21 protein-coding genes are annotated in these 25,797 nt (G+C 40.5%); 8 read left to right on the top strand and 13 right to left on the bottom strand.

Annotated features, from left to right (window positions below; all coding sequences use genetic code 11):
• Window positions 1-44: 44 nt before the first annotated feature.
• Together G626_RS0112315 and G626_RS0112310 are read left to right on the top strand one after the other, a co-directional pair.
• Window positions 45-1,277, top strand: a complete 1,233-nt coding sequence (locus G626_RS0112315; protein WP_022933093.1) for a GNAT family N-acetyltransferase — start codon at window positions 45-47, stop codon at window positions 1,275-1,277.
• A gap of 26 nt (window positions 1,278-1,303) precedes the next feature.
• Window positions 1,304-1,975 (top strand): histidine phosphatase family protein, encoded by a 672-nt coding sequence (locus tag G626_RS0112310; RefSeq protein ID WP_022933092.1) that lies wholly within the window; start codon window positions 1,304-1,306, stop codon window positions 1,973-1,975.
• Window positions 1,976-2,601: 626 nt separating this feature from the next.
• On the opposite strand, the gene G626_RS0112305 is transcribed toward G626_RS0112310, so the two are convergent.
• Complete coding sequence (locus G626_RS0112305; protein ID WP_022933091.1) at window positions 2,602-3,180, bottom strand: hypothetical protein; 579 nt, start codon at window positions 3,178-3,180, stop codon at window positions 2,602-2,604.
• Between the two features lie 210 nt (window positions 3,181-3,390).
• On the opposite strand from G626_RS0112305, the gene G626_RS16610 reads away from it, so the two are divergent.
• Entirely contained in the window at window positions 3,391-3,678 is a 288-nt protein-coding gene (locus G626_RS16610) for a helix-turn-helix domain-containing protein (protein ID WP_022933090.1), read from the top strand.
• Window positions 3,679-3,759: 81 nt separating this feature from the next.
• On the opposite strand, the gene G626_RS0112295 is transcribed toward G626_RS16610, so the two are convergent.
• Window positions 3,760-4,236 (bottom strand): hypothetical protein, encoded by a 477-nt coding sequence (locus G626_RS0112295; RefSeq protein WP_022933089.1) that lies wholly within the window; start codon window positions 4,234-4,236, stop codon window positions 3,760-3,762.
• 50 nt (window positions 4,237-4,286) lie between these two features.
• Here G626_RS0112295 and G626_RS0112290 point away from each other — a divergent pair, with 50 nt between their 5' ends.
• Complete coding sequence (locus G626_RS0112290; protein ID WP_022933088.1) at window positions 4,287-5,489, top strand: ORF6N domain-containing protein; 1,203 nt, start codon at window positions 4,287-4,289, stop codon at window positions 5,487-5,489.
• 180 nt (window positions 5,490-5,669) lie between these two features.
• Here G626_RS0112290 and xylB read toward each other — a convergent pair whose 3' ends face one another.
• The 4 genes from xylB to G626_RS0112270 form a co-directional block, all read right to left on the bottom strand.
• Window positions 5,670-7,154: a xylulokinase gene (xylB, locus tag G626_RS0112285; RefSeq protein WP_022933087.1), complete on the bottom strand. Its 1,485-nt coding sequence runs from the start codon at window positions 7,152-7,154 to the stop codon at window positions 5,670-5,672.
• 91 nt (window positions 7,155-7,245) lie between these two features.
• Window positions 7,246-8,526, bottom strand: coding sequence for a DUF1302 family protein (locus tag G626_RS0112280; RefSeq protein WP_022933086.1), 1,281 nt, complete (start codon window positions 8,524-8,526; stop codon window positions 7,246-7,248).
• Window positions 8,527-8,575: 49 nt separating this feature from the next.
• Window positions 8,576-9,355, bottom strand: a complete 780-nt coding sequence (locus tag G626_RS0112275) for an outer membrane lipoprotein-sorting protein (RefSeq protein WP_022933085.1) — start codon at window positions 9,353-9,355, stop codon at window positions 8,576-8,578.
• Window positions 9,356-11,710, bottom strand: a complete 2,355-nt coding sequence (locus G626_RS0112270; RefSeq protein WP_022933084.1) for an efflux RND transporter permease subunit — start codon at window positions 11,708-11,710, stop codon at window positions 9,356-9,358.
• A 160-nt stretch (window positions 11,711-11,870) separates the two neighbouring features.
• Between G626_RS0112270 and G626_RS17675 the strand changes: the two genes are divergently transcribed.
• Entirely contained in the window at window positions 11,871-12,503 is a 633-nt protein-coding gene (locus tag G626_RS17675; protein ID WP_022933083.1) for a TetR/AcrR family transcriptional regulator, read from the top strand.
• Here G626_RS17675 and metF read toward each other — a convergent pair.
• Both metF and metE read right to left on the bottom strand, forming a co-directional pair.
• Window positions 12,500-13,381, bottom strand: coding sequence for a methylenetetrahydrofolate reductase [NAD(P)H] (gene metF / locus G626_RS0112260; protein WP_022933082.1), 882 nt, complete (start codon window positions 13,379-13,381; stop codon window positions 12,500-12,502). The two genes, G626_RS17675 and metF, sit on opposite strands and share 4 nt — an antisense overlap.
• Window positions 13,378-15,648: a 5-methyltetrahydropteroyltriglutamate--homocysteine S-methyltransferase gene (gene metE / locus G626_RS0112255; protein WP_022933081.1), complete on the bottom strand. Its 2,271-nt coding sequence runs from the start codon at window positions 15,646-15,648 to the stop codon at window positions 13,378-13,380. The genes metF and metE overlap by 4 nt, the downstream gene beginning before the upstream one ends.
• 138 nt (window positions 15,649-15,786) lie before the next feature.
• Between metE and G626_RS0112250 the strand changes: the two genes are divergently transcribed.
• Complete coding sequence (locus G626_RS0112250) at window positions 15,787-16,698, top strand: LysR family transcriptional regulator (protein ID WP_022933080.1); 912 nt, start codon at window positions 15,787-15,789, stop codon at window positions 16,696-16,698.
• A gap of 17 nt (window positions 16,699-16,715) precedes the next feature.
• Here the strand turns inward: G626_RS0112250 and G626_RS0112245 are convergent, their stop codons facing one another.
• The 5 genes from G626_RS0112245 to G626_RS0112225 form a co-directional block, all read right to left on the bottom strand.
• Complete coding sequence (locus tag G626_RS0112245) at window positions 16,716-17,495, bottom strand: ZIP family metal transporter (RefSeq protein WP_022933079.1); 780 nt, start codon at window positions 17,493-17,495, stop codon at window positions 16,716-16,718.
• Between the two features lie 12 nt (window positions 17,496-17,507).
• Window positions 17,508-19,292, bottom strand: a complete 1,785-nt coding sequence (locus G626_RS0112240; RefSeq protein ID WP_022933078.1) for an ABC transporter ATP-binding protein — start codon at window positions 19,290-19,292, stop codon at window positions 17,508-17,510.
• A gap of 2 nt (window positions 19,293-19,294) precedes the next feature.
• Complete coding sequence (locus G626_RS0112235) at window positions 19,295-21,169, bottom strand: ABC transporter ATP-binding protein (protein ID WP_022933077.1); 1,875 nt, start codon at window positions 21,167-21,169, stop codon at window positions 19,295-19,297.
• A gap of 204 nt (window positions 21,170-21,373) precedes the next feature.
• Window positions 21,374-22,381, bottom strand: coding sequence for a hypothetical protein (locus tag G626_RS0112230; protein ID WP_022933076.1), 1,008 nt, complete (start codon window positions 22,379-22,381; stop codon window positions 21,374-21,376).
• 89 nt (window positions 22,382-22,470) lie between these two features.
• Window positions 22,471-23,445 (bottom strand): helix-turn-helix domain-containing protein, encoded by a 975-nt coding sequence (locus G626_RS0112225; RefSeq protein WP_022933075.1) that lies wholly within the window; start codon window positions 23,443-23,445, stop codon window positions 22,471-22,473.
• A 104-nt stretch (window positions 23,446-23,549) separates the two neighbouring features.
• On the opposite strand from G626_RS0112225, the gene G626_RS0112220 reads away from it, so the two are divergent.
• Together G626_RS0112220 and feoB are read left to right on the top strand one after the other, a co-directional pair.
• Window positions 23,550-23,774 (top strand): FeoA family protein, encoded by a 225-nt coding sequence (locus G626_RS0112220; RefSeq protein ID WP_022933074.1) that lies wholly within the window; start codon window positions 23,550-23,552, stop codon window positions 23,772-23,774.
• A complete protein-coding gene (gene feoB, locus G626_RS0112215; protein WP_022933073.1) occupies window positions 23,771-25,795 on the top strand; it encodes a ferrous iron transport protein B in 2,025 nt (674 codons plus the stop codon). The genes G626_RS0112220 and feoB overlap by 4 nt, the downstream gene beginning before the upstream one ends.
• Window positions 25,796-25,797 lie beyond the last annotated feature (2 nt).

The raw sequence follows: 25,797 nt of genomic DNA, 5'->3' as shown, positions 1-25,797 counted from the left end.
ATGTAAAGATATAGTAAAATATAGTATTAAATAGGAGAAAAAAAATGACAATTAAAAAACTAGAAGGAAAGGAACGCTTTGAAGCCCACAAGCTTTTTGTGTATTGCTTTCACCAGAGACCAGAAAATATTGAGGCCGATCGCGAGAAGCAGGAAGCAGAAACTCAGGAAGACTGGGGTGCTTTTGATGATGATGGCAAACTGATGGCCCGCATAATAAATAATCATTATGATTTTTACCTGGATGGAAAGACTGTTAAAACAGGTGGAATTGGCGGAGTTGCAACCTACCCTGAATACAGAGAGACCGGTGCAATTCGCGAGATTTTTAAGGCCCTGCTTTTAGAGGCTTATAAAAATGGAGAGGTGCTTTCTGCCCTTTATCCTTTTAATCATAATTTTTACAGAAAGTTTGGCTATGAGGTTGTGCCTTTTAGAAATGAATACAAAATGCATCCAAACGTTCTTAAAGACTACCATTCGTTAGTCGCAGAAGAAAAGTGCGAAGTTCGCAGATGGCAGACAGGAGAGGATGTTAAAGATTTTCTGGATGTTTACAGCAAGTTCGCTTCGGCCTTTAATCTTTCAGCTCTTCGAACGGAAGAAATGATGATGGAGCACTTGAAGTTTGAAAAGGAATACGTTGACCGTAAGTTCTCCTATATATTCTCTCGCGACGGCCAGCCAGTGGCCTATCTGATTTTCAAGGATGAGTTTAATCCACAGGCAGCGGTACTGAAGGTTGAAGAATGTGCCTGGACAAGTCGTGCCGGCTTTAATTCAATTTTGAATTTTCTTGCCCGCTTTTCTGCTGACTATGGTTCTATTGTGCTGCCTCTTCCAAAAGGTTTAGACCTGCTTAAAATCATTCACGCGCCTAATGCCTATGAAATTGAAAAGCAGGCCTGCCAGCATTTTATGGTAAGGGTGATGAATGCTTTAAGACTTTTTGAAGTTATCAGAAAACCGGCTGATTGTGATTTTACAATTAAAGTAGAAGATGATTTAATAAAGGAAAATAATCTGACCCTTAGAGTTCTGGCGGATAAGGTTGAAGTGCTGGCGGGCGTAGGCGCGGAGACTGGCACCGCCGCAGGACTAACTAACGTTAGTAAGTCAGATATAGAACTTGATATCCGCGCCCTGAGTCAGCTTGTTGTTGGCTGCACAAATATAGATGAAGCAGCCCTGCGTTCTGACGTAACGATAAATGGCAATGAAGAGATGCTTCGAAGAGTGTTTATAGAAAAACCAATTCTGATTACAGAAAGCTTTTAAGGCTTTGAGAAATTGGAAGGAATATTATGAGAATTATACTTATTCGCCACGGCGATCCTAATTATGAAAAAGACTGCCTTACAGAACTAGGCCACAAACAGGCCGCAGCCGCAGCCCAGAGACTTTTGAAGGAGGGAATTGATGAGATTTACTCTTCACCTCAGGGAAGAGCTCTGCAGACCGCCGAATATTTTTCAAAAGCATCTGGCATAAAAGACATCCATATTCTGGATTTTATCCGCGAAATCCGCTACGGCCGCGAAGGCGAACTTTACGACGACAAATGGCATCCCTGGAAAGGTGCCGACCAGCTTATGTTAGAAGGCCAGAACCTGCAAAGCGAAAGCTGGAGAGACTACCCCGTTTACAAAGGTAACTTCGCCACGGTCGACGCAGACAAAATTGGCGAAGAAACAGACAAGTGGCTGGCGGGCTTAGGCTATGTGCGCGAAGGCCTCTATTACCGCAACAAGCGGCCCGACGACCAGCAAAGAACTCTTGCCATTTTCTGCCACGGCGGAGCCTCATCAGCCTTCCTCGCCCGCACCCTGAACCAGACCTTCCCCTACATGTGCGCCCTCTGCCATTTTTCCCACACAGGAATCAGCGTTCTCCGCTTCGACAAAAATCCCGGCAGCCTCGCAATGCCAGTACTGGAACTTTTGAATGACGACCGGCATTTGAGGGATGTGAAATAGTCTCCTGCTACGGATAAAAAAATGTTTTGAGTTCATTTTATCCGTAGAATTCTCGTTACCCCCTCCGCCAGTTACAATTATTTTGCCTCAAACGCAGAATTTTTGGTCCAAAATGCATATAAAATCATAAAATTCGTAAAATTATATGCACGAAAAACTCATAACCACCCTTCTCACCAAAAAAAAATACGGATAAAACAGCACTATGAGTCCATTTTATCCGTACGCATCCCCAAAATCCGCTAAAAATTCACTTTATTTCGTACGCAGAACCCTGAATTTTCCAAAATCGTGCATATAAAAACCAGTTTATATTGATTTTATATGCATTTTTTGAAAAAATTGCAGAAACTAGCTTCTGATTTACGAAACCGCTCCGGCTGTTTATCGTAGTTATCCTGAATGTGGTATTCAATTGGATGAACAAACTTTCAACCAGATAGCTCTACGATACATGATTTATTTTGCCACAACTGATTTGAAAGATATTGTCTTTACACCAAAGACAGTATTACCACAGGGTATGTCTGATTATTACTTTACTCATTTACGAGTAAAGTTTCCTAGAAAATAGAATAAAAAGAAGGTAGCCAATTAAGACTACCTTCTTTTATGTTAGAATTGAATTAATATTCTACATAACCTGAAACATCTTCACTTGCATTTCCGATAAAAATTGTACCGTCATTTCTCTTTACAATTCTAAATCTAGTACCATCATAGGTATCATTAAAACCACTTGTTACATTACTGAATATAATGGTTTCATTCATTCTTTCGTTATTAACGTAAATCTTATACTTTGTTGCTTTAATAACTGGAATCTCCGTATTAGGGTCATTATGATTACATCTACGAATTCTTGTATCAGGATTATCATTCTTTACACGAGCAATCTTTTCAAAAGCAAGTAAGTAATTTGTTTCAGAATTACTGTACTTCCATTCTGCAAAGTTCATTGTATCAGCAAAGATATAATCACCAACATAAGTATAATCATCAAGATTTACGCAATCCGGCTTTACATACTCATAAGGGCTTTTATCTTCCTGAACAGCCGGTGTTTCAGGTTCCTGTGGTTCTACAGGAGTTTCTGTAGCAGTTACTACAGTTTCCTCTTCAACCGAGTTATCTGTAGTAGGTGTTGAACATCCTACTACAACCATCATTGCCAAAACTGACAAAATAAAAAGAATTGTTTTCATAAGAAACTCCAATCTTGTTTAATTAATCTCTAAATCGCTTGGACTACAAATAACATCTCCATTAAAGTCTTCAGAAATGGAATACTTTATTTTCTCCATAATATATTATTACTCTATAGAGTATTATAATTCTGTTATAATATTCTGTAAAGCATTACTTTGCTCTATAGAGAATTTCTAATTTGCTCTTTAGGATATTATTATTTCTTTATGACAAATGAAGAAATGCTGGAGTATGTTGTTTCCTCTATCCGCAGAATTCGTAAAGCAAAGAATATGTCTCAATTGGATCTTTCCATTCGGGCAAACATGTCTCAAAGCTTTTTAGCAAATCTCGAAACCGGCAAAAAAGAGCCTTCCGCAATGACACTAATTCGCATCGCCGAAGCCCTGGAAGTAAGCCCTCGCGAGTTCTTCCCTGAAAGTACTACTGAATCAGATATAAATGTAAAAAATGAAATCAAATCCGAAATTATAGAACTTTTAGCTCGTTTATAAAATCAATTTGTCGCTTTCAAAGCGACCACTTCCCATTCAACCTCTTGTATTCTTTCTTCAAAGAAGAAGGAATAAAATAGTCTAAATAACCTTTTCTCCATAATGGTCCAATATCTGATTTACGGTTATGACATCAAAAATCTTATGTCCAAAGCAATAACGCAAAATCAGATCTGACCGCAGGCTTTTTGAAAGAGAATAACCGGCAGATTTCAACAGATTTTCTGTTTCATCTGTGTTTAGATTCATTGCAAGGCACAATTTTAGCAAAGTGCTTTTATTCGGATGGTAATCTGGTTGGGTTCGGATTTTTGAGAAAAGTTTGCGGTCTACATCGGCCTTTTTGTAGACTTCAACTTCATCAAGCTGCTTTGAAAGAATAAGGTTACGGATATTATCCTGCAGAATTTCGTCAGACTGTTTTATAAAGTCATTGATTGAAGAGTAATTGGGTGTTGGTTCTTTTATAACAAACGACGCTTTATTTGACTCGTAACAAAATTCTTGTTGGATGTATGAGTCTATTTCTTCAAAGTTGATTTGAATCTGATTCTGCATAAATAAAGTATGTAGGATTTTTCTAAATAATTAAAGAGTGAGATTAAGCTATGAATGAAAAAAATGAAGCAATTATTGATGAAAAATTACTCAAAGATAAGATTTACATTATCCGCGGTGTACAAGTGATGATAGACTCTGATCTGGCAGAAATCTATGGATATACAACAAAAGCTTTTAATCAACAAGTAAAGAATAATATTGAAAAATTTGATGAAGAAGATTTAATGTTCCAATTAACAAAGGAAGAAGCAGAAACAATTCTAAGGTCAAAAATTTTGACCTTAGAACAAGAAGAATACAACTTGAGGTCGAAATTTTCGACCTCAAGTTTAGAAAATACACCTAATTCTTCAAGGACGAAATTTTCGACCTTGAACGAAGATAAGTTAAATCTAAGGTCGAATAATTCGACCTTAGAACAAGAAAACTTAAACTTGAGGTCAAAAATTTTGACCTCAAGTTGGGGTGGTACCCGATATACTCCCTACGCCTTCACCGAACAAGGTGTGTACATGCTTATGACTGTCCTGAAAGGCGAACTTGCAACAAAACAGAGTAAGGCTCTTGTCCGCCTTTTTAAGCAAATGAAAGATTATATCGTAGATAATCAACAAATGATAAATCAGCGAGATTTCCTGCGCCTTTCGCTGCAAACTGCTGAAAATGCTCAAAATATTGTTGAATTCCGCCAAAAACTCACAGAAATTGATGATAAGGTTGAAAATGTTGTAAGCAATCTTGGTGACATGGTAAGAAAATCTGAACTTTCACCTATAATGTTGAATCTTGGAAAGCCAGAAATTCCTCCCGGATGGCTTATCTTAAACGGACAGCCTGTAGAAAGTGATTTAGCTTATCAGCAAATTTACACTCTCGCAAATAAATCCATCTCAATTATTGATAATTATATTTCTCTAAAAACTCTCGTATTATTTAGACATGCCAAGCAAAATGTATCTGTAACAATCTACACAGATAATACAAATAATGGTCTTCATAAAGTTGAATTTGATGACTTTTGCAAAGAATATTCTGGTTTGAAAATTGATATCAAAAAGGCAGATAATATTTTTCATGACCGTTATATCATTCTTGACTACAATACCAGCGACGAAAAAATCTACCATTGCGGTTCATCATCAAAAGATGGGGGCAGAAAAGTAACGACAATCACAAAAATAGATGATACATCTATCTATAAACCATTATTAGCACAATTACAGAAAAAACAAACTTTGGTACTTAAGTAATAAATGCAAAAAAAAATCCCGCGCAACACGTAGTCACGCGGGACGATATATGTAATCACTCAGGAGCTTTGCTACAACTGAGTGGAAGTTCAAGCCGTCAAGCACGAGGCCAGACAGCGAGAAGCCTACTGAAGGTGGTTTCGATACACCCGCTTCGCGGGTACTCAACCACCGGTTTAATTACACGTACAATGGAGCAACCTGGTCGAGCACCTTGTTGTACTCAGCGTATGCTTTATCGTATGCTGCAACATTCTCAGGAATAGGATCTGCACTCTTTGATGTATCGAGTGTGATGTGTTCTGCACAGAGTTCTGCGATGTCGCACTTGCCGTTCATGTTTTTGAGACACCAGAGGGCCTGAACTGCTCCACCGAGGGCAGCTGCTTCGTCCAGTGCTGGAACGCGGATTGGCAGGTTCATGATGTCTGCTGCAATCTGGCGCCAGAGCGGAGACTTTGAACCACCACCAATCAGGCGGATTTCGCGAGGCTTAAAGCCGAGTTTGCGGAAAGCATCCAGACCACCGCGCATTGCAAATACTGCAGACTCAAGTGAAGCGCGTGCAATATTTGCTCTGTTTGTATTAGCCGAAGTAAGACCTGTAATGCTTGCGCGTCCATTTGGCAGGTTTGGAGTTCGCTCTCCATTGAAGAATGGCATAACCAGAACACCTTCAGATCCGCAAGGAGCCTTAGCAGCTTCTCCATCAAGCTCTTTTACATCCATCTGGAAAAGTCCGCGAACAAACTCAGTTGCAACTGTACAGTTCATTGTACAAAGCAAAGGCAGCCATCCGCCTGTAGACGAACAGAAGCCGCTCAAACCATTTGCAGGGTCATTAATAGGCTTATCAGAATATCCGTAAAGTGTACCTGAAGTTCCCATAGACATTGTAAGGAAGCCATCAGCAACAGTACCAGTTCCTACAGCACCCATCATGTTGTCTCCACCACCGGCAGAAACTGGAATTCCTTCAGGAATGCCATAAGCGCTAGCTGCCTCAGCCGACACTTTACCGGCAGGTGCGCTAGGCTCAATCAACTTTGGCAAAAGACCAAGCAGGTTGCCATCAATAATGTCACAAATCTTTTTAGACCAGCAGCGGTTAGCAGAATCAAAGAGAGCAGTACCAGAAGCATCACCGTACTCCATTACATATTCGCCGGTCAACTTCCAGTTGAGGTAGTCGTGTGGAAGCATAATATACTTCAAAGCCTTAAAAGCTTCAGGTTTGTTTTCTTTAAGCCAGAGAATCTTTGGAGCAGTAAAACCAGGAAGCATCAAATTGCCGAGCAGCTTAACAACCTTCTTGTCACCGCCAGCCTTCTTAGTAATCTCGGCACACTGTTTTGTAGTTGCAGTATCGCACCAGAGCTTAATGTTATAAAGAGCTTTACCATCCTTATCGAGCGGAACAAAACCGTGCTGCTGACCAGAAACACCAATTGCCTCGATAGTCTTTTTATTTTCTGCAGAAAGCTTTCCAAAACAAACTTCCAGTCCCTTGTCGAACCATTCAGCCTTCTGTTCGCGAGTTCCGTCTGCCTCAGAAATCAGCTCCATAGGGCAGCTTGCTTTTTCGATAATCTCTTTCTTTTCGTAGTCGTAAATTACAACCTTCATACTCTGAGTACCAAGGTCAATTCCTGCAACAGTTTTCATAATGTGCTTTATCCTCCATAAAAAAAACTACACTTATTGTATCACTAAACTGTCAATATATCTACGGCAACCGGTTGCCTTTTTACCTCTTTTAGAAACTGAATTTAGCCTTTATGCAGATGCTTGAAAGATCTTTATATGCTCCGTATTTTCCATCATTATCTGGTCCCGGAATAAAGATATATGCTTCTGCTCCAAGAGAAATCTGATCTGAAAGACTGTATTTAACTGATGGAGAAATCAGGCTGTCAAAATCATTAAAGCCAAGCATTCCAGCAAAGGACAGCTCAAGTGTTTCGTTTAGCAGATTCTTAGAAAGACTTATTGTTGCTCCGTGCATATAGGCATCTGAACGTTCAAGCAAATCAATATCTCCAAACAAAAAGTCGCAGTAATACTGTGCAGTGAGTGTCCAGCCTTCCGGCATCCAGTCTATTCCTGCCAGTGCAGAAAGCTGATTATGTTTTTCAAAGCTGTCTACAGAAGCAGCCTCTGTGCCTGTCAGCATTGCCTTTGTGAGATTTGTTATTTTTTCTTCAACTACACCTTCTGCATTTTTTTGAAAATTTCTCTGTGGAAAAAAAGCAGCTTCCAGTCGAAGCACAGTTTCACCTATAGGCAGGGCAGCATCTGCTCCAATCATTGCCATGCGTTCATATTTTCCATTTGGAATAACGAGAGGACTCATGTTCTGAAAATCCACTGTATAATCTACCAGAGGCATATCGTCCCAGCCGTAAAAGCCGTAAAGGGAAAGATCGAATGCAGAAAAATATCCGGAAAGCTTTAAGCCGTATTCTCCATTCCAGATTGCAAGTTCTGGCTTTTCAATTACAAGCTGACCCGCGGTTTCTTCAGGAAGTACTGCGGGAGTAAAAAAAGGAATCCAGTAAGCATCTGCCGTAAACTGATTTCCGTTTAAGGAAAGTCGAATTGCATCTACTCCAAGTTTTGAATCATCATTTGTCATAGCGGAAAGGCTGCTCATATCTGACGGACACAAAACATTTGTGATGTCAACTCCATCAGCTTTTCCCCAGGCTGCTTTCTGGCGTCCAATACGAAGGCCCCAGAAGGAATTGGTGTAATCCAGCCACAGTTCATCAATAGAATAGTCCAGCTGATTATTAATTGCATCATAAGAAACAGTACCTTCTGCAAGTGCTGAACTATTATCGTAATATGCATCTATTGAACCTGTAAAAGACAGGTCACCTATTGTAAAACGGCCGGCTGCAGTGTCACTGTCTGTCCATGGAGCTGCAGCACCCCATCGGGTTGAAACTTCGCCTGAAAAGTCTATACCGCCATCGGCAGAGAGCAGGCTGACGGAGAGAACTCCGAGTATTGATAGTAATATTATTTTTTTCATATGAACTCCAGTTATGTCGAGATTGCCGGGTCATGCCCGGCAATGACAATTAACGAATTCTACCCTTTTCAAGTGCAGCTACAGTAAAGAGTGAATCATCGATATCTCCCTCATCGTACTGAATGTTTTTGCTTTCGATGAGAGACCAGGTACCGCTCTGAACATTTTCCATCTTCATTTTCTGGGCAGTTGTAAAGCCTTTGATTGTTGTAAAGTCTGTGCAGGTGAGAACGCGGTGAAGTGTATTCTGGCGGTCGTAGAACTCACACTTACGGAGAATGTAATCTGCCTTACCGATGTAGCTGATGTAGCGCGGATCTTTTTCTGTGTGAGCCTTGCTGATGCATTCAACCTTGTAGCAGGCAACTCCGTCTACGTTATCTTCGCCTAACAAATTATAGTCGTATTTGTTGAGACTACGGTCTCCCATATCCTGATAGGTGAAGTCTGTTCCCATAAAGCTTCCTTCGCTTTCGCTGCCGCTGCTTGCGATACGGCGGGTCTTTTTCATTGCAGGCATGTAAAGCCAGTTATCAGAATCCTTATCTTCTTCTGCGTAATCAAAGGTAAGGTAGCCGGTTCCAGCAACGTCCTTTGGTGTTGTGAAAACGATTACGCTTTTTTCAACGTCACCGTAGTCCTTGCTCTTCATAATCACTTCGCGGATTCGGTCTGAACCTTTCTTTGAGTGGATTGTAAGAGTTGCAGTTGAAGAGGAAGTTTTTGGTTCAGCAACCTCATCTGCTTTTTTCATGATGTCGTAGCCGGTCTCTGCGAAGAGAGCTCCGACGAGTAAAATTGTCGAAATTGTTGTGATAAGTTTTTTCATTTATTTAGTCTCCTTGCCAAATGGCTTAGTAATGAACAAGAGCACTGGTGTCAATGTATAGTCAGCAATCAAAGCACTGCCAAGACCTACGATTGAGAGCCAGCCGATATTTACGAGAACTGTCATTGTGCTTGTAAGGAAGATTCCGAACATTGCACAGAGGATGACTGTTGTCATAATCATTGTTTTTCCGATTTCACGGTATGAGTTCAAAACTGCCGAACGATAGTTTCCTGTAAGCTCAAAGTGATACTTGATATGATTTGTAAAGTGGATTGTATCATCTACTGCAATACCAAGAATCATAGGCATAATCATTGCAGTAATCATATCCAGATTTACAGAGGCATATCCCATAATTCCACCGATAATAACAATTGGCGCAACGTTTGGAATCATTGCGATAAAGCCTGTACGGAAAGAAGTGAAAGCAAGAATCAGAAGAAATAAAATTACCAGCAGCGAAGTTCCAATTGATTTGATGGAACCACGAACCAGTTTACCGTTCATCTGAGCATACTGAACAACCTCACCTACTACACCTGCATTTGATGCATCAGGGAAAAGCTCTTTACACCATTTTTTTACATCCTCAAGATTGCGGACAATTTCTTCTCCGTCATAGCCGTTGAGCTCTATGTGAAGGTAGCCGGCCTTAAAATCTTCGCTTACATAGTCGTACAAATCTGAGCCGCCGGAAATCTCATAAAGGAACATTTCCTGGCTTACCAGGTCCTGATCATCAGGAATAACATAAGCCGCAGGATCGTCACCATTCAAAGTACGGTTCATCTCCTTTACAACCTTTGTGACAGAAGAAACGCGAGGCTTGCCGTTAGAAACCTTTGTAGAACTCAAAGTACCAATTCTGGCTGCCATTTCATCCATATTCTTAAGAACATCTGGATTTTTAAGTGCGTCTTCTTCCTGATACTCAACAAGAACTTCATAAGAATACTGGCTTCCAAGCTGGCTGCGGGTAATTTCCATAAGGCGGTGAATGTAAGGGGTTCGCTCACCCATCATATCAGCATAATTCATATTTACCCTGATTTTGAAAATGCCAGGAATTACAGCAAGAATTACCGCAGTTCCAACAACAACTGTAATCCACTTTTTATTGAGAATTGATTTTCCCATTGCTTCAACGCGGAGGTCTGAGTTTGTAGAGCCTTCATTCTTTACGAAGTCAGGGTCAGGCTCCTGATCTTTTCCAAAACTGTAAAGACATGGAAGCAGGATCATTTCAAAAACGAAAACTGCAAAAACGGCAGCAGCGGTAATTCCTCCAACCCAGCGCATTGGTCTGATGTTTGCAGAAAGGAAGGAAAGCATACCTGCCATTGTAGTGACTACCGTAAAAAACAAAGCCCAGCCGGAATCTCTGATTCCCATAACAATTGATTCTTTGCGCTGACCAGTTTTTCTAAAGTGCATCTTAAAAGAGTTGATGTAATGAACTGCATAACCAACTGCAAGTGCCATAGAAAGCAGAACTGTTACAAGAATCATTGTGTTATTACCTTTGATATTCATCCAGGCAGAGGCACCAAGAGTTGTACAAAGGGCTCCGAGTGTTGCAATTGAAGGAACCACAACACCACGCAAAGAGCGAATAAATACAATCAGAAAAATCAGCATTACGATAAAGCCTAAGGCAATTCGGCTTACACACTGCCATACAATTGCCTTTTCCTCTTCATATTCTGTGTAAGAAAGACCTGCCGGACGGATTTCCCATTTATCTGATTTGTATTTAGGGTCATTAAAGATTGCCATTGCCGGTGGAGCAATTTTGTTCATTGCCTGATCAAGGTTTTCTGAATACTGCTCGAGATTTACAATAAGCCAGGTCTCCGTGCAGTCATCGCTTACAAGGTTGTTTACGATAGACTCGCGGCTCATAATAAAGGCCTTCTTTTCTGCAAGCTCTGCCGGATCAGATGGAACGCCGTCTTCAAAAGGACTTGTTACTTCAAAGCCGTCTTCTGTTCCAATTGGAAGAGAAAGTTCCATCAAAGAAGTAATACTTCCCGCATAAGGAACCTTGTTCAAAAGCTCATCACCAAGCTCGTCTATCATCTGTAAAACTTCCGGGTCAAAAACGTCTTTTGCTTTAATGTGAGCCAGAAGGCTGTCGGTTGAACCAAAAATACTTTCAAAGTGATCCTGGTTAACTTTTGTTGTTTCCCAGTCGTCAAACCAGTCTTCTTCTCCATTGTCCAGCTTAAGACGTGGAAGGCCAAGACTACATACTATTGTTACAATCAAAAGTCCGATAATAAAGCCCCAGCGGTGCTTTACTTCGAAGCGTCCAAATTTTTCAAACCAGTCATTAATTTTAGTGACTTTCACATTATTCTCCTTCTGATAACACCGTTATTAGATAACACTGTTATCGTTAACAGATATTAATGATAACAGTGTTATCTTGTCAATAGAATTTCGTGAATTTTGATAACATTGTTATCAGAATTTGTTGACTTTTATTGATTTTCCGATATAGAATAGGCCCATGAGCGAATCGGCTGCTGAAACAAAGGCAAAAATACTGGAAAGCGCTAAAAATGAATTTCTCGAAAAGGGCTTTGTAAATGCCTCCCTGCGTACAATTGCAGCGAATGCAGGCCTCACTACCGGCGCCATGTACCGCCACTTTAAGGATAAGGATGCCCTCTTTTGTGCCCTTGTAGATCAGGCAATCGCTTTTACGACTCAAACTGTTATGCTGGCTGATTCTTCGCATCATCTTGACCTGGACAATCTGGTTTCACAGGAACATTTTGATCAGGAAAAAGAATCAACTAATGAACTGTTAAATTATATTTTTGATAACTTCGACACCTTTACTCTTTTGCTTACAAAAGCTTCAGGCTCTACTCACGAACACTTTCAGGAAGAAATCTGCGAACTATACACTAAAAACTGCGAAGAAACTTTTGGCTGGATGTATAAGAACAAGATTTCCTCAAAAAAAATAGACAAGATGACGGTGCATTTTATTGCATCTACCGTCATCAATGCCTTTGTAGAAATTATTACTCATAAAATGTCAAAAAAGGCTGCTTTCCAATACATAGAAAATATTGAAGCCTTTACCCGCTATGGAATGATGCACATGATGGGCATTCCCTGCGAAGAGCATTAATCATTTATAGCTTTAATAATATCATCAACATTATGAATTATCGCCTGCGCTATTTCCGGTTTGTTCATTGTATAAATGTGAATTCCGCGAACCCCATTTGAAATCAAATCAATTATCTGATCCGTCGCATAGGCAATTCCTGCCTGCATCATTGCTTCCGGAGAGTCACGGAAACGGTCGCAGATTGCCAGAAGCTTGCGGGGAATAAAGGCGTTCGACAAATCAATCATGCGGCTTACCTGGTTTGCATTTGTAATCGGCATGATTCCTGCAAGCACCGGAACATGAATTCCGGCAGACTGCAGACGATACAAAAATGAATAGAGCATGTCATTATCAAAAAACATTTGTGTTGTCAGAAAATCGACACCGGCATCAACCTTGTATTTTAACTGTTCAATATCTGCCTCGTGACTGCGGCTTTCCGGATGTCCTTCAGGATAGCAGGCTCCGCCGACACACATTCCTTCCTGCTTGAGCAACTTTACCAGATCTGAAGCATGCTTATAACCAGATGGAAAAATATTTTCACCTGTTACTGCATCCTTTGGAAAATCTCCCCGCAGTGCAAGAACATTTTTTATATTCCTGCTCTTCAAATCATCAATGGTATTTTTCAGTGCCTCGCTTGTAGAACGCACGCAGGTAAGATGGGCCAGCGAAGTAGTAGCGTTATTTTCTATTGCCTCTGCAATTTCTGCAGTGTAGCCCTTTGTACTTCCTCCTGCGCCAAAAGTTACGCTGATAAAATCTGGCTTAAGCTGGGTAAGAGACACTGCCGTTTTTTTGATTGATTCCAGAGCCTCTTTCTTTTTTGGCGGAAATACCTCAAAAGAAAGAGAGACTCTTTTGCTGTTTAGAATATCAGATATTCTCATGCCTCTGCCCTCAATGCTTTTGCAGCAGCAACAAGATTTTTAAGACTTGCTACAGTTTCTTCTTCACCACGGGTTTTGAGTCCACAATCCGGATTTACCCAGAGCTTTTCTTTCTGAACTTTACCAAGCATTTTTTTGAGGGCTTCCGTAATTTCTTCAACGGAAGGAACTCGTGCCGAATGGATATCATAAACTCCGGGTCCAACCTCTGTTCTGAAATTTGCTTCTTTAAGTGCATCAAGAATTTTGAGATCTGCACGGCTTGCTTCAAAGGTAATTACGTCTGCATCCATTGCGTCTATATCGCGGATGATATCGTTGAACTCGCTGTAACACATATGAGTGTGAATCTGTGTCTGTGGCTGAACTTTTGAATGAACAAGACGGAAGGCTGGAATAGCCCAGTCCAGATATTCTGTATGCCAGTCTGAGTGACGGAGCGGAAGCTTTTCACGGAGGGCAGCTTCATCAATCTGAATGATTTTGATTCCGTTTTTTTCCAGATCTAAAACTTCTTCGCGAATGGCAAGGGCAATCTGATGTGTCTGCTCTTTCAGGCTGATATCTTCACGTGGGAAAGACCAGTTCAAAATTGTTACAGGACCTGTAAGCATACCCTTCATGATTTTCTTTGTCTGACTCTGAGCATATACAGACCACTCAACTGTCATTGGTTTGTTACGGCTAACATCACCCCAGATTACAGGAGGTTTTACACAGCGGGTTCCATAAGACTGAACCCAGGCATTTTGTGTAAATATATATCCCTTAAGCTGACTTCCAAAATATTCAACCATGTCGTTACGTTCGAACTCACCGTGAACAAGAACATCAAGTCCAAGTTCTTCCTGCAGCTTTATGCATTCTGTTATTTTTTTCTGATTAAACTTTACATACTCTTCGCGTGTAATACTGCCTTTTTTATAGGCAGCACGATTTGCACGGACCTCTTTTGTCTGAGGAAAACTTCCGATTGTGGTTGTTGGGAAAAGAGGAAGTTTAAATGCTTCGTGCTGGATTTTTTCGCGTTCTGCAAAATCAGGTTTACGCACAAAATCTGCTTCTGTAATTTCTGAAAGGGCTTTCTGAACTGACTCATCTTTTTCCACACGCTGGCCTGTAAATAATTTTTTGTTTGCTTCGAATGCCGAAGTATCTCCAGAGGCAAGTTCCTTCAACTCAATGATTTTTTCTTCTGCATAAGCAAAATGTTCAAGGATGTTCTGTTCAAGTTTTTCTTCCGATGAAGTTGTATAAGGAACATGCAGAAGTGAACATGAAGTTCCAATAACGATATTATCTTTCTCTATCTTTTCAGAAAGCTTTGCAAGCACTTCATTTTTTTTCTGATAATCTGCACGCCAGATATTTTTTCCGTTTACAAGTCCTGCAAGTAAAAGAGTATTTTCAGGGAAGCTGCTCTCTGCAAGCTCAAAAGATTTCTTTCCTTCTACAAAGTCTAGTCCTATTGCATCAAAGCCAAGCTGACATACTTCCTTATACACATCGCGTATATCTCCAAAGTAAGTCTGCAGGCTGATTTTTATTTTTGCATCTGAATGAAGTTTTGCAATAAGTTTTTTATAAATTGATACAAACAAAGACTTTTCATCATCTGTAACATCAAAAACAAGAGCCGGCTCTGCGAAAGAAATCCACTCTGCACCTGCCGCAGAAAGGTATTTTGTCAGCTGAACATAAGCATTAACAAAGTCTGCCGCAAAATCTTCAGCTTTCTTTTCTCCTGTATAAGTTGCAAGATGTAGGAAAGTATATGGACCGATTACAGAAGAAACAGTTTTTATTCCAAGCGACTTTGCTTCGTTAAATTCTGAAAGGGCCTTGTTATCTTCACTAACTGTAATATTCATATCATCAGTCAGTTCCGGAACAATATAATGATAGTTTGTATTAAACCATTTTTTCATAGGCAGAGCCTTTACATCTCCTGCTCCACCCTGGTAACCGTGCGCAGCGGCAAAATAAGTTTCAAGAGGACTTAAGCCCAGAGCCTTATAACGTTCAGGAATCGCACCCAGCAAAAAGGCTGTATCAAGCATATTGTCATAAAAAGAAAAATCATTTGAAGGGATAAAAGTAATTCCTGCTTCAGACATTTTTTTCCAGCCGTAAGCACGAAGCTCCTCTGCTGTTTTTTCAAGTTCCTCTGCAGAGATTTCTGCTTTAAAATATTTTTCACTTGCGAATTTTAATTCACGATTTTTTCCTATTCTTGGAAAACCGATTACTGATGTTTTTGCTGCCATAGATTTACCTACCTTTTTACTATGTTTAATAATGGCAAGTATATAGATTTTTTTTGCTCAAGAAAAATACTATTTTCAAACACTTTGTCATAGTTTTTAACTATGGCGCTTTTTTATCAATTTTGGTATCATATTTCCATGACCTTACAACAGTTAAAATATGTCGTTGCAGTTGCAGACAGCCGTAACATAACAGAAGCCTCCAGACGAGTTTTTGTTTCACAGCCAAGCCTTACCGCCGCAATCCGTGAGCTTGAAGCAGAAATGGGAATTACTATTTTTTCCCGTTCAAATAAAGGTGTTACAATTACAAATGAAGGCGATGAATTTTTATCTTATGCCCGACAGGTACTTGAACAGGCAAGCCTGCTGGAAGATCGCTTTAAATCTGAAAATGCATCCATAGGAAATACAATTTTTTCTGTAAGCTGCCAGCATTATTCTTTTGCTGTAAATGCTTTTGTAGACCTGATACGGACCTTTGGCGGAAATGAATATAATTTTACTTTACGGGAAACTCAGACCCATGAAATTATTGAAGATGTCGCACACTTGAAAAGTGAAATCGGAGTACTTTATCTTTCAAGCCGAAATGAAAACGTAATCACAAAATTAATTAAAAAGAACAATCTTGCATTTGAAGCTCTTTTTACTGCACCACTGCATGTATTTATTTCTAAAAAAAATCCGCTTGCAAAAAAGAAAAAAATTAAACTTATAGACCTCGTGGATTTTCCATATCTGACTTATGAGCAGGGGGATTTTAATTCCTTTTATTTTGCAGAAGAGCCTCTTACTGAAATTGATTTTGACTGCCCGAAAAGCATACAGGTACGAGACCGCGCCACTTTGTTTAATCTTTTGATTGGTCTTGATGGATTCACTATTTGTTCAGGTATTATCAGCCATGAACTTAACGGTCCTGAAATTATTGCCCGCCCTCTGGACTGCAAGGAACATATGACCGTAGGCTACATCACGAGAAAGTCTATGAATCTTTCCCGCTATGCAAATGCTTACATTGAGGCTCTTAAAAGTCATTTGAAATAAAATGATGCCCGGACTAATCAGCCAAGGGCAACATCCAGAATCATCATCAAAGCAAAGCCAAGCATAAAGGCAATTGTTCCCCAATCAGAATGCTCGCCCTCTGACATTTCAGGCACAAGCTCTTCTACTACGACATAAATCATAGCACCAGCGGCAAAACTCAGGAAGTATGGAAGCACCGGCATAACAAGGCTGGCAAGAAGAATTGTGAGGAAGCCGGCTACAGGCTCAACAACTCCAGACAGAACTCCGTACCAGCAGGCTTTTCCTTTAGACAGCCCCTTTGAATGAAGCGGCATGGAAATGATAGCACCTTCAGGAAAGTTTTGAATCGCAATACCCAAAGCAAGACTGAGAGCACCAGCCTCGGTAATCTGGGCAGAACCGGAAGCCCAGCCCGCATACAAAATACCAACGGCCATTCCCTCCGGAATATTATGAAGGGTAACGGCAAGTACCATCATTGTAGTTTTTTGAAGATTGCTTTTTACACCTTCCTGAGTTTCATCAAGGTGCATATGTGGAACAGTTTTATCCAGAATGAGAAGGAAAATCATTCCAAGACAGAATCCCACTGCTGCCGGAATAAAGGCCAGTCTGCCGCAGTCGCTGGACATCTCCATTGACGGAATGAGAAGGCTCCAGACAGATGCGGCCACCATAACGCCGGCCGCAAAACCTGAAAGCATTTTTTGAATACGAGAGTCCAGCTCCTTTTTCATAAAGAAAACAAGAGCTGAACCAAGTGCTGTTCCTAAAAAAGGAATTAAAAGTCCTTTTGCAATAATATAATTCATAGATTAATTATATCACAATTTCCAGGAAACTGCTTCTTTACGCGAGTCGATAAATCTCGCGTAGATTCCGCCTTTTGCGACAAGTTCTTCGTGCTTACCCTGCTCGGCTATGCGGCCCTTGTCTATTACGACAATCTGGTCTGCATTGCGAACAGTCTTTAATCGATGGGCAATCATGATAACTGTCTTTTCGCGGGTGAGTTCTGCGATGGCTTTCATGAGGTCTCGCTCGTTTTCCGGGTCTACATTTGCTGTAGCTTCATCAAGAATGATGATTGGAGAATCCTTCATGATGGCACGGGCAATTGAGATACGCTGACGTTCGCCGCCAGAGAGGCTTGCACCGCCCTCACCTATTACTGTGTCGTAGCCGTTCGGCAACTGGCTGATAAAGTCGTGGCAGCAGGCCTTTTTTGCAGCGGCAATAACTTTTTCCATCGGAGCTTCCGGCTGGCCAAAGCGGATGTTGTTTGCGATTGTATCGTGGAAGAGATAAACATTCTGGAAAACAAAGCTGTAGTTTTTCATAAGGTTATCCATGCTGTAATCGCGGACATCTTTTCCATCCAGAGTGACACTTCCCTTGTCTACATCCCAGAAGCGGGCAAGAAGATGACAGAAGGTTGTTTTACCGCCGCCACTTGGACCGACGATGGCAGTAGTGCTGTGCTCCGGAATTGAGAGGGAAATATTGTCGATGATTTTGCGCTTGTCGTAGGCGAAGTCGATATTGCTGGCCTGGATGAGAGGATTGCCACACGGATTGGATTTTGCTAACGCAAAATCATTTTTATTATTTTCAGTTGTACCGTCAATGTTCATAGTTGGCAGTGCAAGTATAGCACTTGCTTTAGTAACACCAAGATCAATTGTTCTCAAAAGTGCAGAATAGTTTCCGCCGGCTTCAAGAGCATTAAAGAGCATGAAAGAACAAACAAGCATTGTTGCACAGTCTGCAAGGGTCATACTGCCCGCAAGATAAAAGTACAAAGAAGTAATCATCATGGCAACGCCGCTAAGCTTTGCAACCAGAGACTGAATATTTGAAACCGGGATACAGCGCATCTCCATTTTTACAAGAGTCTTTTTTCTGCGGTTGATAACGTCGTTAAGCTCGCGGCTACGCTTACCAACAAGGTTATAAGCCTTAACTTCTGCGATTCCCTGAATATATTCAAGAACCTTTCCGATTTCTGCAGCGTCATCACGAATCTTATCTGCAGAAATATTCTTTACTGCAAAGCGCATGAAAAAGTTTACAAACTCAAAAAGGGCAAAACCTGCAAGGCCAACAAGGGCAATTCTCCAGTCAAAGAAAAAGAGCATCACGATAATAAGTGAAGTATCGAGCAGGCCCTGGAAAACCATCATAACTGCGCGGGTTGCTACGTCACCAACTGATTCCATCGTGTTAGTTGTAACTGACGTAATTTCACCAAGACTGTTTTCGTTGAAATAACCCATAGGCAGATAGCGCAGATGCTCGGCAATTTCGATACGCTTTTTTGCGCAGGTTCTGTAGCCGCCTTCGCACTGCCACATTGCAGTTATTTTACGGGTGATGATTCCACCAATCATACTAACACACATAATGCCGAAGGAAAGCCAGATTGTTTTTGTTTCAAAAGGCTGACCTTCGATAGCAGTACCAATAACTCCGCGGAGCATAACGGCTACCGCAGCAATTCTAAACGCCATAAAAAGCGAGTTCAAGATTCCTACAAAAATCGAACCTGTAAACTTTTTACGGTTTTCTTCATCACAGAATTTGAAAAATTTTATCAATGTACTAAACATAATTATTCATCCTTAGACTCGATATGAGCTTCCCACATCTTTTTATAAAGACCATTCTGAGCCAGTAACTCTTCGTGAGTTCCTTCGCTGTCGATTACGCCGTCTTTGATTACATAGAGTTTATCTGCATCTTTTACTGTTGAAAGACGGTGAGCAATAACGATCAATGTCTTTCCCTTTACGAGCTGAGCAACAGACTTCTGAATGATTGCTTCGTTTTCAGGGTCTGTATAAGCTGTAGCCTCATCGAGAATTACGATTGGGGCATCCTTCATCATGGCACGGGCAATTGCAATTCGCTGACGTTCGCCACCGCTCAAGTGAGCACCGCTGCCGCCAACAACTGTATCAAAGCCATTTTCAAGCGACATGATAAAATCATAACAGCCGGCCTTGCGGGCAATTTCTTCTACTTCGGCGTCTGTCGCATTCTGACGGCCAAGACGGATATTTTCGCGAACGCTCATATCAAAGAGGAAGTTGTCCTGGCTGACATAAGCAACGCGGCTGTTGTATTCCTGAAGAGACAAATCTTTGATATTAACGCCGCCAATTTCTACGCTGCCTGAATCAACATCCCATAGTGAAGCAATGAGGCGGGCAATTGTAGATTTTCCGGAACCACTTGGTCCAACAAAGGCGGTGTAACTTCCCTGTGGCAAACTCATTGAAACCCCATGCAATATTTCATTGCCACACGGATTGGATTTTGCTAACGCAAAATCTTTTTTATTATCAGAAACGTCGTTAGACGTTTCGAATCCGTGTGGTTCATTTTGTTTATGATAAGAAAAATGCACATCTTTTAGTACGATTGAGTTATCGGCAGGCTTCTTAACATCAACTTCCGGGCGCTCAAGTTCATCCAGAGTCATGATGGCACCAACCTCGCCGAAAATTGCGCCGGCTTTTGCAATATCATCATGATAGGTAAAGGCAATCAAAAATGGCTGAATTGCGCTGACTGCAAGAACAATCACTGTGATAAAAAGTGAAGCATCAATAGCACCTTTCAGGAACATAAAGCCGCCGATTGGAAGAAGTGAGAAAAGCAAAGTCGGAGTCACAACGGTTGCAACGGCATGAGGCCAGATGCAGTCACGCATCCATTCAACATAGCAGGCAGATCCTTCTTGAGCAGCGACAACAAAACGCTCGTAGCTGGACTTAGATTTTCCAAAAGCCTTGATAACTTCAATACCGTTAATATATTCAACAGCAGTATCGTTCAAAGCCTTTGTCTTATCCAGAGCAAACTTAAAACGTTTATCACCATCCTTCAACATAAAGCACATTGCAATAAGGCCCACGGGCAGAACCGCCATGCAGGCAAGGGCAAGACGCCAATCCAGAACAAAAAGATAAACAACCAGAACAATTGACAAAATGATGTTCGAAGTATATTCAGGAACAATATGAGCGAGCGTTGTTTCCATACTGTCGATTCTTTCTATAATTGTACTCTTGAGCGCGCCAGACGGCATATCAAGAACAGTTCCAAGCGGAAGACGTGTGAGCTTGTCGCACATTGATTTTCTGATGTTGCCAAGCAAATTAAAGGTTGCGATATGGCTCATGCTTGTAGAAATTGCATGAAAAAGCACATTGCCAAACCAGAAAAGAGCTGTAATACCACACTCCTTCAAAAAGAGCTGCCAGTCACGAACCCCAGCCATAAGCTGCTGAACAATTCGTGCAATTATAAAATATGGTGCAATACAGCAGGCCACACTTAAAAGAGCAAAGAATACACTAACGATGTACTGCCCTTTTTTACTTCCTGCAAAATAAAAAATCCAGCTGATAAGACCGCGGTGAGCTGCCTTAAAGGTTGCTGTCTTTTTAGGTACAGGACGATTACTTTTGTTATTAGACATATAAACCTCTTATAATGTTAGTACTTACTAACTTAATAAATTAAGATAAAAATCTGTTGTAAATTAGTCAAGACTAACTTATCTATTTTCAGAAAATTAAATTGCAGATTGGAGTGAATTGTGCAGAATGGAGTTTTTTATAAAAAAAACCGGCTGCACGAGAGGTACAGCCGGAAAAGTCAGGACTTAATCATTTATGAATTGTTAGAAAGCATATTTCCAGTAAACCGGGAAAGAAATTGATTTAAGTGATTTCATAACATTTACAAAAACACCGCCACCAATTGTATTGTGTTCAGTCAACTGATAATCTACTGAAGGATTTACACCTACACACCATGAATCATCATTATCAAAGTCTGTTGTAAAGTATCCATAAAGATTTACAGATAAAGGTTCTGTAATCTGATATGTAACATTTGCAGCAGTGTAAAGTTCGTTAGCTTCATCTTCATCTCCGCCTACAGCAAATACTGCATCAGCAGAAATACTTAATGGATCGTTTGTATAAATAAGTGCTGCATTTACAAGATTTCCAGAAATATTATAATCTTCTATTGCACCATTATATGTAAAACCAGCATTTATTGTAAAATTTTCCAGACCAGTAAATGATGCATAGGCACCAAAAGAGCGGTCATCTGATGCTATATTTCGTACTGCAGCACCAAATGCTACTGTTTCTCCAAGAGTATATTCAGCACCTGCATTGAAGAGTGGTTTTTCTCCATCTCTACCGAAATAAGAAATGAAATCAATACCACCTGCAATAACAAGTCCTTCAATCGGACGTACAAATAATCCAAAATCGCTTCCGATATTTGCTGCCTCAATTTCGGCATCAAGACATGGAAGATATGAACCTGCTACTGAATATCCTCTATGAAAACCAATTCCAAGCAAATCAATTGGGCGGAATTCAATAAAATAATCATCAATAAAATCTTCACTACCAATTGAGAATGAATCATCATCTTCCTTTGCAAGATTAAACTTCAAAGTAAGTCCAAAATCAAGGTTATCAGAAGAATATTCTGCACTTGTTTCGTTTTCAAAACCTGCAAAAGCGGAATCTGTATCATCTTCTGTAATGTTGATATTTACAATTTCTGATGAAAGTTTGTTTTCAAATGACACTTCCTGTGCAAATGAAATAGCTGCGGTGAAAGCACACAAAGCGGCTGTAATCACCAATTTTTTAGATTTAATCATTTTAACTCCTGTGTTAGTTATAACTAACGCGGAGGATAATATAATTATACGGATATTTTGTCAATAAATTAGTTATAACTAACATAAAATTATTTTCGCCAATCCTTAGGAAGTACCCCTTCATTTTTCTTAAAAACCTCTGAAAACTTACTTGCATTTGCATAACCACACCGGCCGGCAATTTCTGTTATTGAAAGCTCAGTAGATGCCAGCAGATTTTTGGCAAACTGAAGGCGGGCTTTGGTACGATATTCATTTACAGTAAGCCCATAGATTTCCTTAAAAACTTTTTGAAGAGTTGTACGGTTTAGATTAACCTTGCTGGCAAGCTCTTCAATTGAGATTTCTTTTTCCAGATTCGAATTAATAATACGGCGGACATTCTGAACCTTACGTCCAGTGGAGCCACTGAAATATGCATCCGGATTATCATTTTTTAAACGAACATCTACCCCATCTTTATCTCTGAATTTCTGAATTAAAAGTATAATTGCATGTATCACAGCAAGCCTCACAGTATATTTAGAAAAGGCTCCAGGCAGTCTGATAGTTTCCAGAAAAAGTTTTTCCAGTAGTTCACCGCAAGGGAAAGATACTGCACTGTCACTCTTTCTTATGTCATTAAAAAAATTAGTAGAGCTGAAGTCTCTGGTTCCAAGAAAAGTATTAAGGAATGAAATTGTATCCTCGGTAAAAAGAATAATACTTATACAATTCATTCCGCTTTTACCAAGAATTGCTTTTTTTACCGCACTTTTGCAGTTGAAAATCATAACATCGCCTTTTTCACCACTGGCAAACTGTCTGTTCTGCAGTTCAAATTCACCGTGTCCATCGACAATATACATGATTTCCAGACCATCAACTTCTTTTTTTTCTGCCTGATAATTCGGACTATAACTTTCAAGTTCGGAATAAACGAGTTCTATACCTTTGGCAATATGAGTATGCCTCATTATGCCTTCGCCTATAGGTTCATTCAACCGATAGATTTCTTCACTTTCTCTTTTGCTTATTAGATCCATATAGGTTTGAAAAAGTTTATCTGCAGGCATCGTATTCATAACTATTTCCTATTTTAGTTAGTTGAATATAACAATATTTTATAGTAATGTTATTGTCAACTAACTTCTATGTTAGTACTAACTAATAAGAGAGGCAAAAAGATATGAAGCTGACAGAGCTTGAAAAAGAAGGCAGCGGTATTATCACCCGTATTAATGGCGATACCCGTTTTGTAAGCAGAATTACTTCTATCGGGCTTACTCCCGGTTGCAAAGTAACCGTAGTAAAAAATGAAAAGCGACGTCCACTGCTCGTTTATTCAAGAGACACAATGATTGCTCTTAACCGTAATGAATGCGAAGACATTGAAGTGGAGGAAGCCGTATGACAGATAATGGAGAAACAGTAATTGCGCTGCTCGGTCAGCCTAACTCAGGAAAATCTACCTTATTTAATGCTCTCACTGGAATGAAGCAGCATGTAGGTAACTGGCCTGGAAAAACTGTAGAAAAGAAAGAAGGTACTTTTGAGCACAACGGTAAAAAGTACCTGGTTGCCGACCTTCCAGGAACTTACAGTCTAAGTGCAAACTCAGATGAAGAAATCATTACCCGTGATTATATTGCAAGCGGAAAAGCAGATGTAGTTTGTATTCTCGCAGACTCTTCTCAGCTTGAGCGCAGTCTTTACATGCTGGCTGATTATTCCGGCATTACAGTTCCATGCTTCCTGCTTTTGAATCTTTATGATGTTGCAGAAGAACAGGGAAAGCAGATTGATTACGCCGCTCTTGAAAAGAAGCTTGGCATTCCGGTTGTTCTCTTCTCTGCCCCAGACAGAAAGAAATACGACAGTTTTTATTCTGCTCTTGAACGTGCTATTGAAAATAAAACAGTTTTAGACGCTTCTCTTATTGATTCTAAATTTGAAGCCATTGATGGATATAGTGAAATTAAAAATCTGATTCCTGCAAACGTGATTCCTGGATATTCAGAAATCTGGCTGGCTGCAAAGGCAATTGAAGGAGATGCCCCGGTAACTGCAAAAATCAAAAATGCACTTATTGGAGAAAAACGAACAGCATTCGAAACTGCTGTTGCAAAAATCAAAAACGGAGTTCTGCTTACAGGCGAAAAGAAATTTGCCTGGATTGATTCTCTCCTTGACGGATCTGTAAAATCAGAAAAGAAAACCCGAACTCTCGGTAAGTTTGACCGCATGATAACTCACCGCATCTGGGGAAAGCCTGTTGTAGTTCTTACAGTTTTGTTCGGACTTATTGCGTCGTTTATACCAGCGCTTCCATTTATGGGAATTGGTAGCGCCGTGGGTGCACTTGCAGGTCCGATAAGCTCAGGTCTGAATGCAATAGGCTGCCCTGCCTTTATCATTGCAATCATCTGCGATGTAATCATCAACTCTCTCAGCTTTATTTTTAAGATGCTGGGCTTTGTATTTGGCGTAACTCTGGTATTTGGTCTGCTGGAAGAAGTCGGCGTTATGGCCCGAATCTCTTACGTATTCGACAACACAATGTCTAAACTGGGACTTCAGGGAAAATCAGTTATGCCATTCCTCGTAAGCTTTGGTTGTACAATGGGTGGTGCCGCAGGTGCCCGTGTAATTGATAACTGGGGTCAGAAGGTTTTGACCATCGCACTTGCATGGGCAATTCCTTGTGGTGCTGCCTGGGCCGTTGTTCCAATGCTTTCTACCGTCTGGTTTGGTGCCGGTGCACCGCTCGTAATTGTTGCAATTCTTGTAGTAATGGTTCTTCACATGTGGATTACTTCAAAAGTATTCGGCCGTTCTCTCGTTAAAAAAGAAGACCGTTGCGGTATGATTATGGAACTTCCTCCATATCACAAGCCACGCTGGGGAAGCCTTTTCCGCTACGTTCTTGGCCGCACAAAGGACACCTTCTTCCGCGTACTCAAAGTAATTCTTCTTGTTTCCTTTGTCTTCTGGCTGCTCACTTACACAAGCTCTGGAAAGATGGATAATTCCATCATGTATAAGATTGGACAGGCAATAGAACCAGTTACAAAAATCTTTGGTCTTGGCTGGAAAACCTTTATGGCCTTCATTGTTTCTTCTCTTGGTAAGGAAGGTGCAATTGGAGTTCTCAGTACGATCTTTACAGACCATAGCATGATTACAGTTGGAAGCACAGTTGCTGGCGGTGCGGTTGCAAACATCAACGAGCTGCTTGTGTCAAATGTTTCTAAACCTGAAGCTCTCGCCTTCATCTTTGCAATTACTTTCAACATGCCTTGTATCGTTGCCCTTGCCGCAACTTATCAGGAAACTCACTCCGCAAAGTGGACAAGTCTGATTGCTCTTTATTATACTTTCGGTGCCCTCCTCATTGCCTGTGTGGCTTATCATATTGGACTTTTGATCTGGTAGGG

Source organism: Treponema bryantii NK4A124 (assembly GCF_000421345.1).
Taxonomy (GTDB): domain Bacteria; phylum Spirochaetota; class Spirochaetia; order Treponematales; family Treponemataceae; genus Treponema_D; species Treponema_D bryantii_B.
The sequence above is the reverse complement of the archived record's forward strand: the minus strand, read 5'-3'. Positions and strand labels throughout refer to the sequence as shown.

Coding starts and splice junctions, on each gene's coding strand:
- G626_RS0112220 (WP_022933074.1), top strand. CDS start 23,550: ATGAAGCTGACAGAGCTTGAAAAAGAAGGCAGCGGTATTATCACCCGT.
- G626_RS0112290 (WP_022933088.1), top strand. CDS start 4,287: ATGAATGAAAAAAATGAAGCAATTATTGATGAAAAATTACTCAAAGAT.
- xylB (WP_022933087.1), bottom strand. CDS start 7,154: ATGAAAACTGTTGCAGGAATTGACCTTGGTACTCAGAGTATGAAGGTT.
- G626_RS0112225 (WP_022933075.1), bottom strand. CDS start 23,445: ATGAATACGATGCCTGCAGATAAACTTTTTCAAACCTATATGGATCTA.
- G626_RS0112240 (WP_022933078.1), bottom strand. CDS start 19,292: ATGTTTAGTACATTGATAAAATTTTTCAAATTCTGTGATGAAGAAAAC.
- G626_RS17675 (WP_022933083.1), top strand. CDS start 11,871: ATGAGCGAATCGGCTGCTGAAACAAAGGCAAAAATACTGGAAAGCGCT.
- metE (WP_022933081.1), bottom strand. CDS start 15,648: ATGGCAGCAAAAACATCAGTAATCGGTTTTCCAAGAATAGGAAAAAAT.
- G626_RS16610 (WP_022933090.1), top strand. CDS start 3,391: ATGACAAATGAAGAAATGCTGGAGTATGTTGTTTCCTCTATCCGCAGA.
- G626_RS0112245 (WP_022933079.1), bottom strand. CDS start 17,495: ATGAATTATATTATTGCAAAAGGACTTTTAATTCCTTTTTTAGGAACA.
- G626_RS0112280 (WP_022933086.1), bottom strand. CDS start 8,526: ATGAAAAAAATAATATTACTATCAATACTCGGAGTTCTCTCCGTCAGC.
- G626_RS0112250 (WP_022933080.1), top strand. CDS start 15,787: ATGACCTTACAACAGTTAAAATATGTCGTTGCAGTTGCAGACAGCCGT.
- feoB (WP_022933073.1), top strand. CDS start 23,771: ATGACAGATAATGGAGAAACAGTAATTGCGCTGCTCGGTCAGCCTAAC.
- G626_RS0112315 (WP_022933093.1), top strand. CDS start 45: ATGACAATTAAAAAACTAGAAGGAAAGGAACGCTTTGAAGCCCACAAG.
- G626_RS0112305 (WP_022933091.1), bottom strand. CDS start 3,180: ATGAAAACAATTCTTTTTATTTTGTCAGTTTTGGCAATGATGGTTGTA.
- G626_RS0112275 (WP_022933085.1), bottom strand. CDS start 9,355: ATGAAAAAACTTATCACAACAATTTCGACAATTTTACTCGTCGGAGCT.
- G626_RS0112235 (WP_022933077.1), bottom strand. CDS start 21,169: ATGTCTAATAACAAAAGTAATCGTCCTGTACCTAAAAAGACAGCAACC.
- G626_RS0112295 (WP_022933089.1), bottom strand. CDS start 4,236: ATGCAGAATCAGATTCAAATCAACTTTGAAGAAATAGACTCATACATC.
- metF (WP_022933082.1), bottom strand. CDS start 13,381: ATGAGAATATCTGATATTCTAAACAGCAAAAGAGTCTCTCTTTCTTTT.
- G626_RS0112310 (WP_022933092.1), top strand. CDS start 1,304: ATGAGAATTATACTTATTCGCCACGGCGATCCTAATTATGAAAAAGAC.
- G626_RS0112230 (WP_022933076.1), bottom strand. CDS start 22,381: ATGATTAAATCTAAAAAATTGGTGATTACAGCCGCTTTGTGTGCTTTC.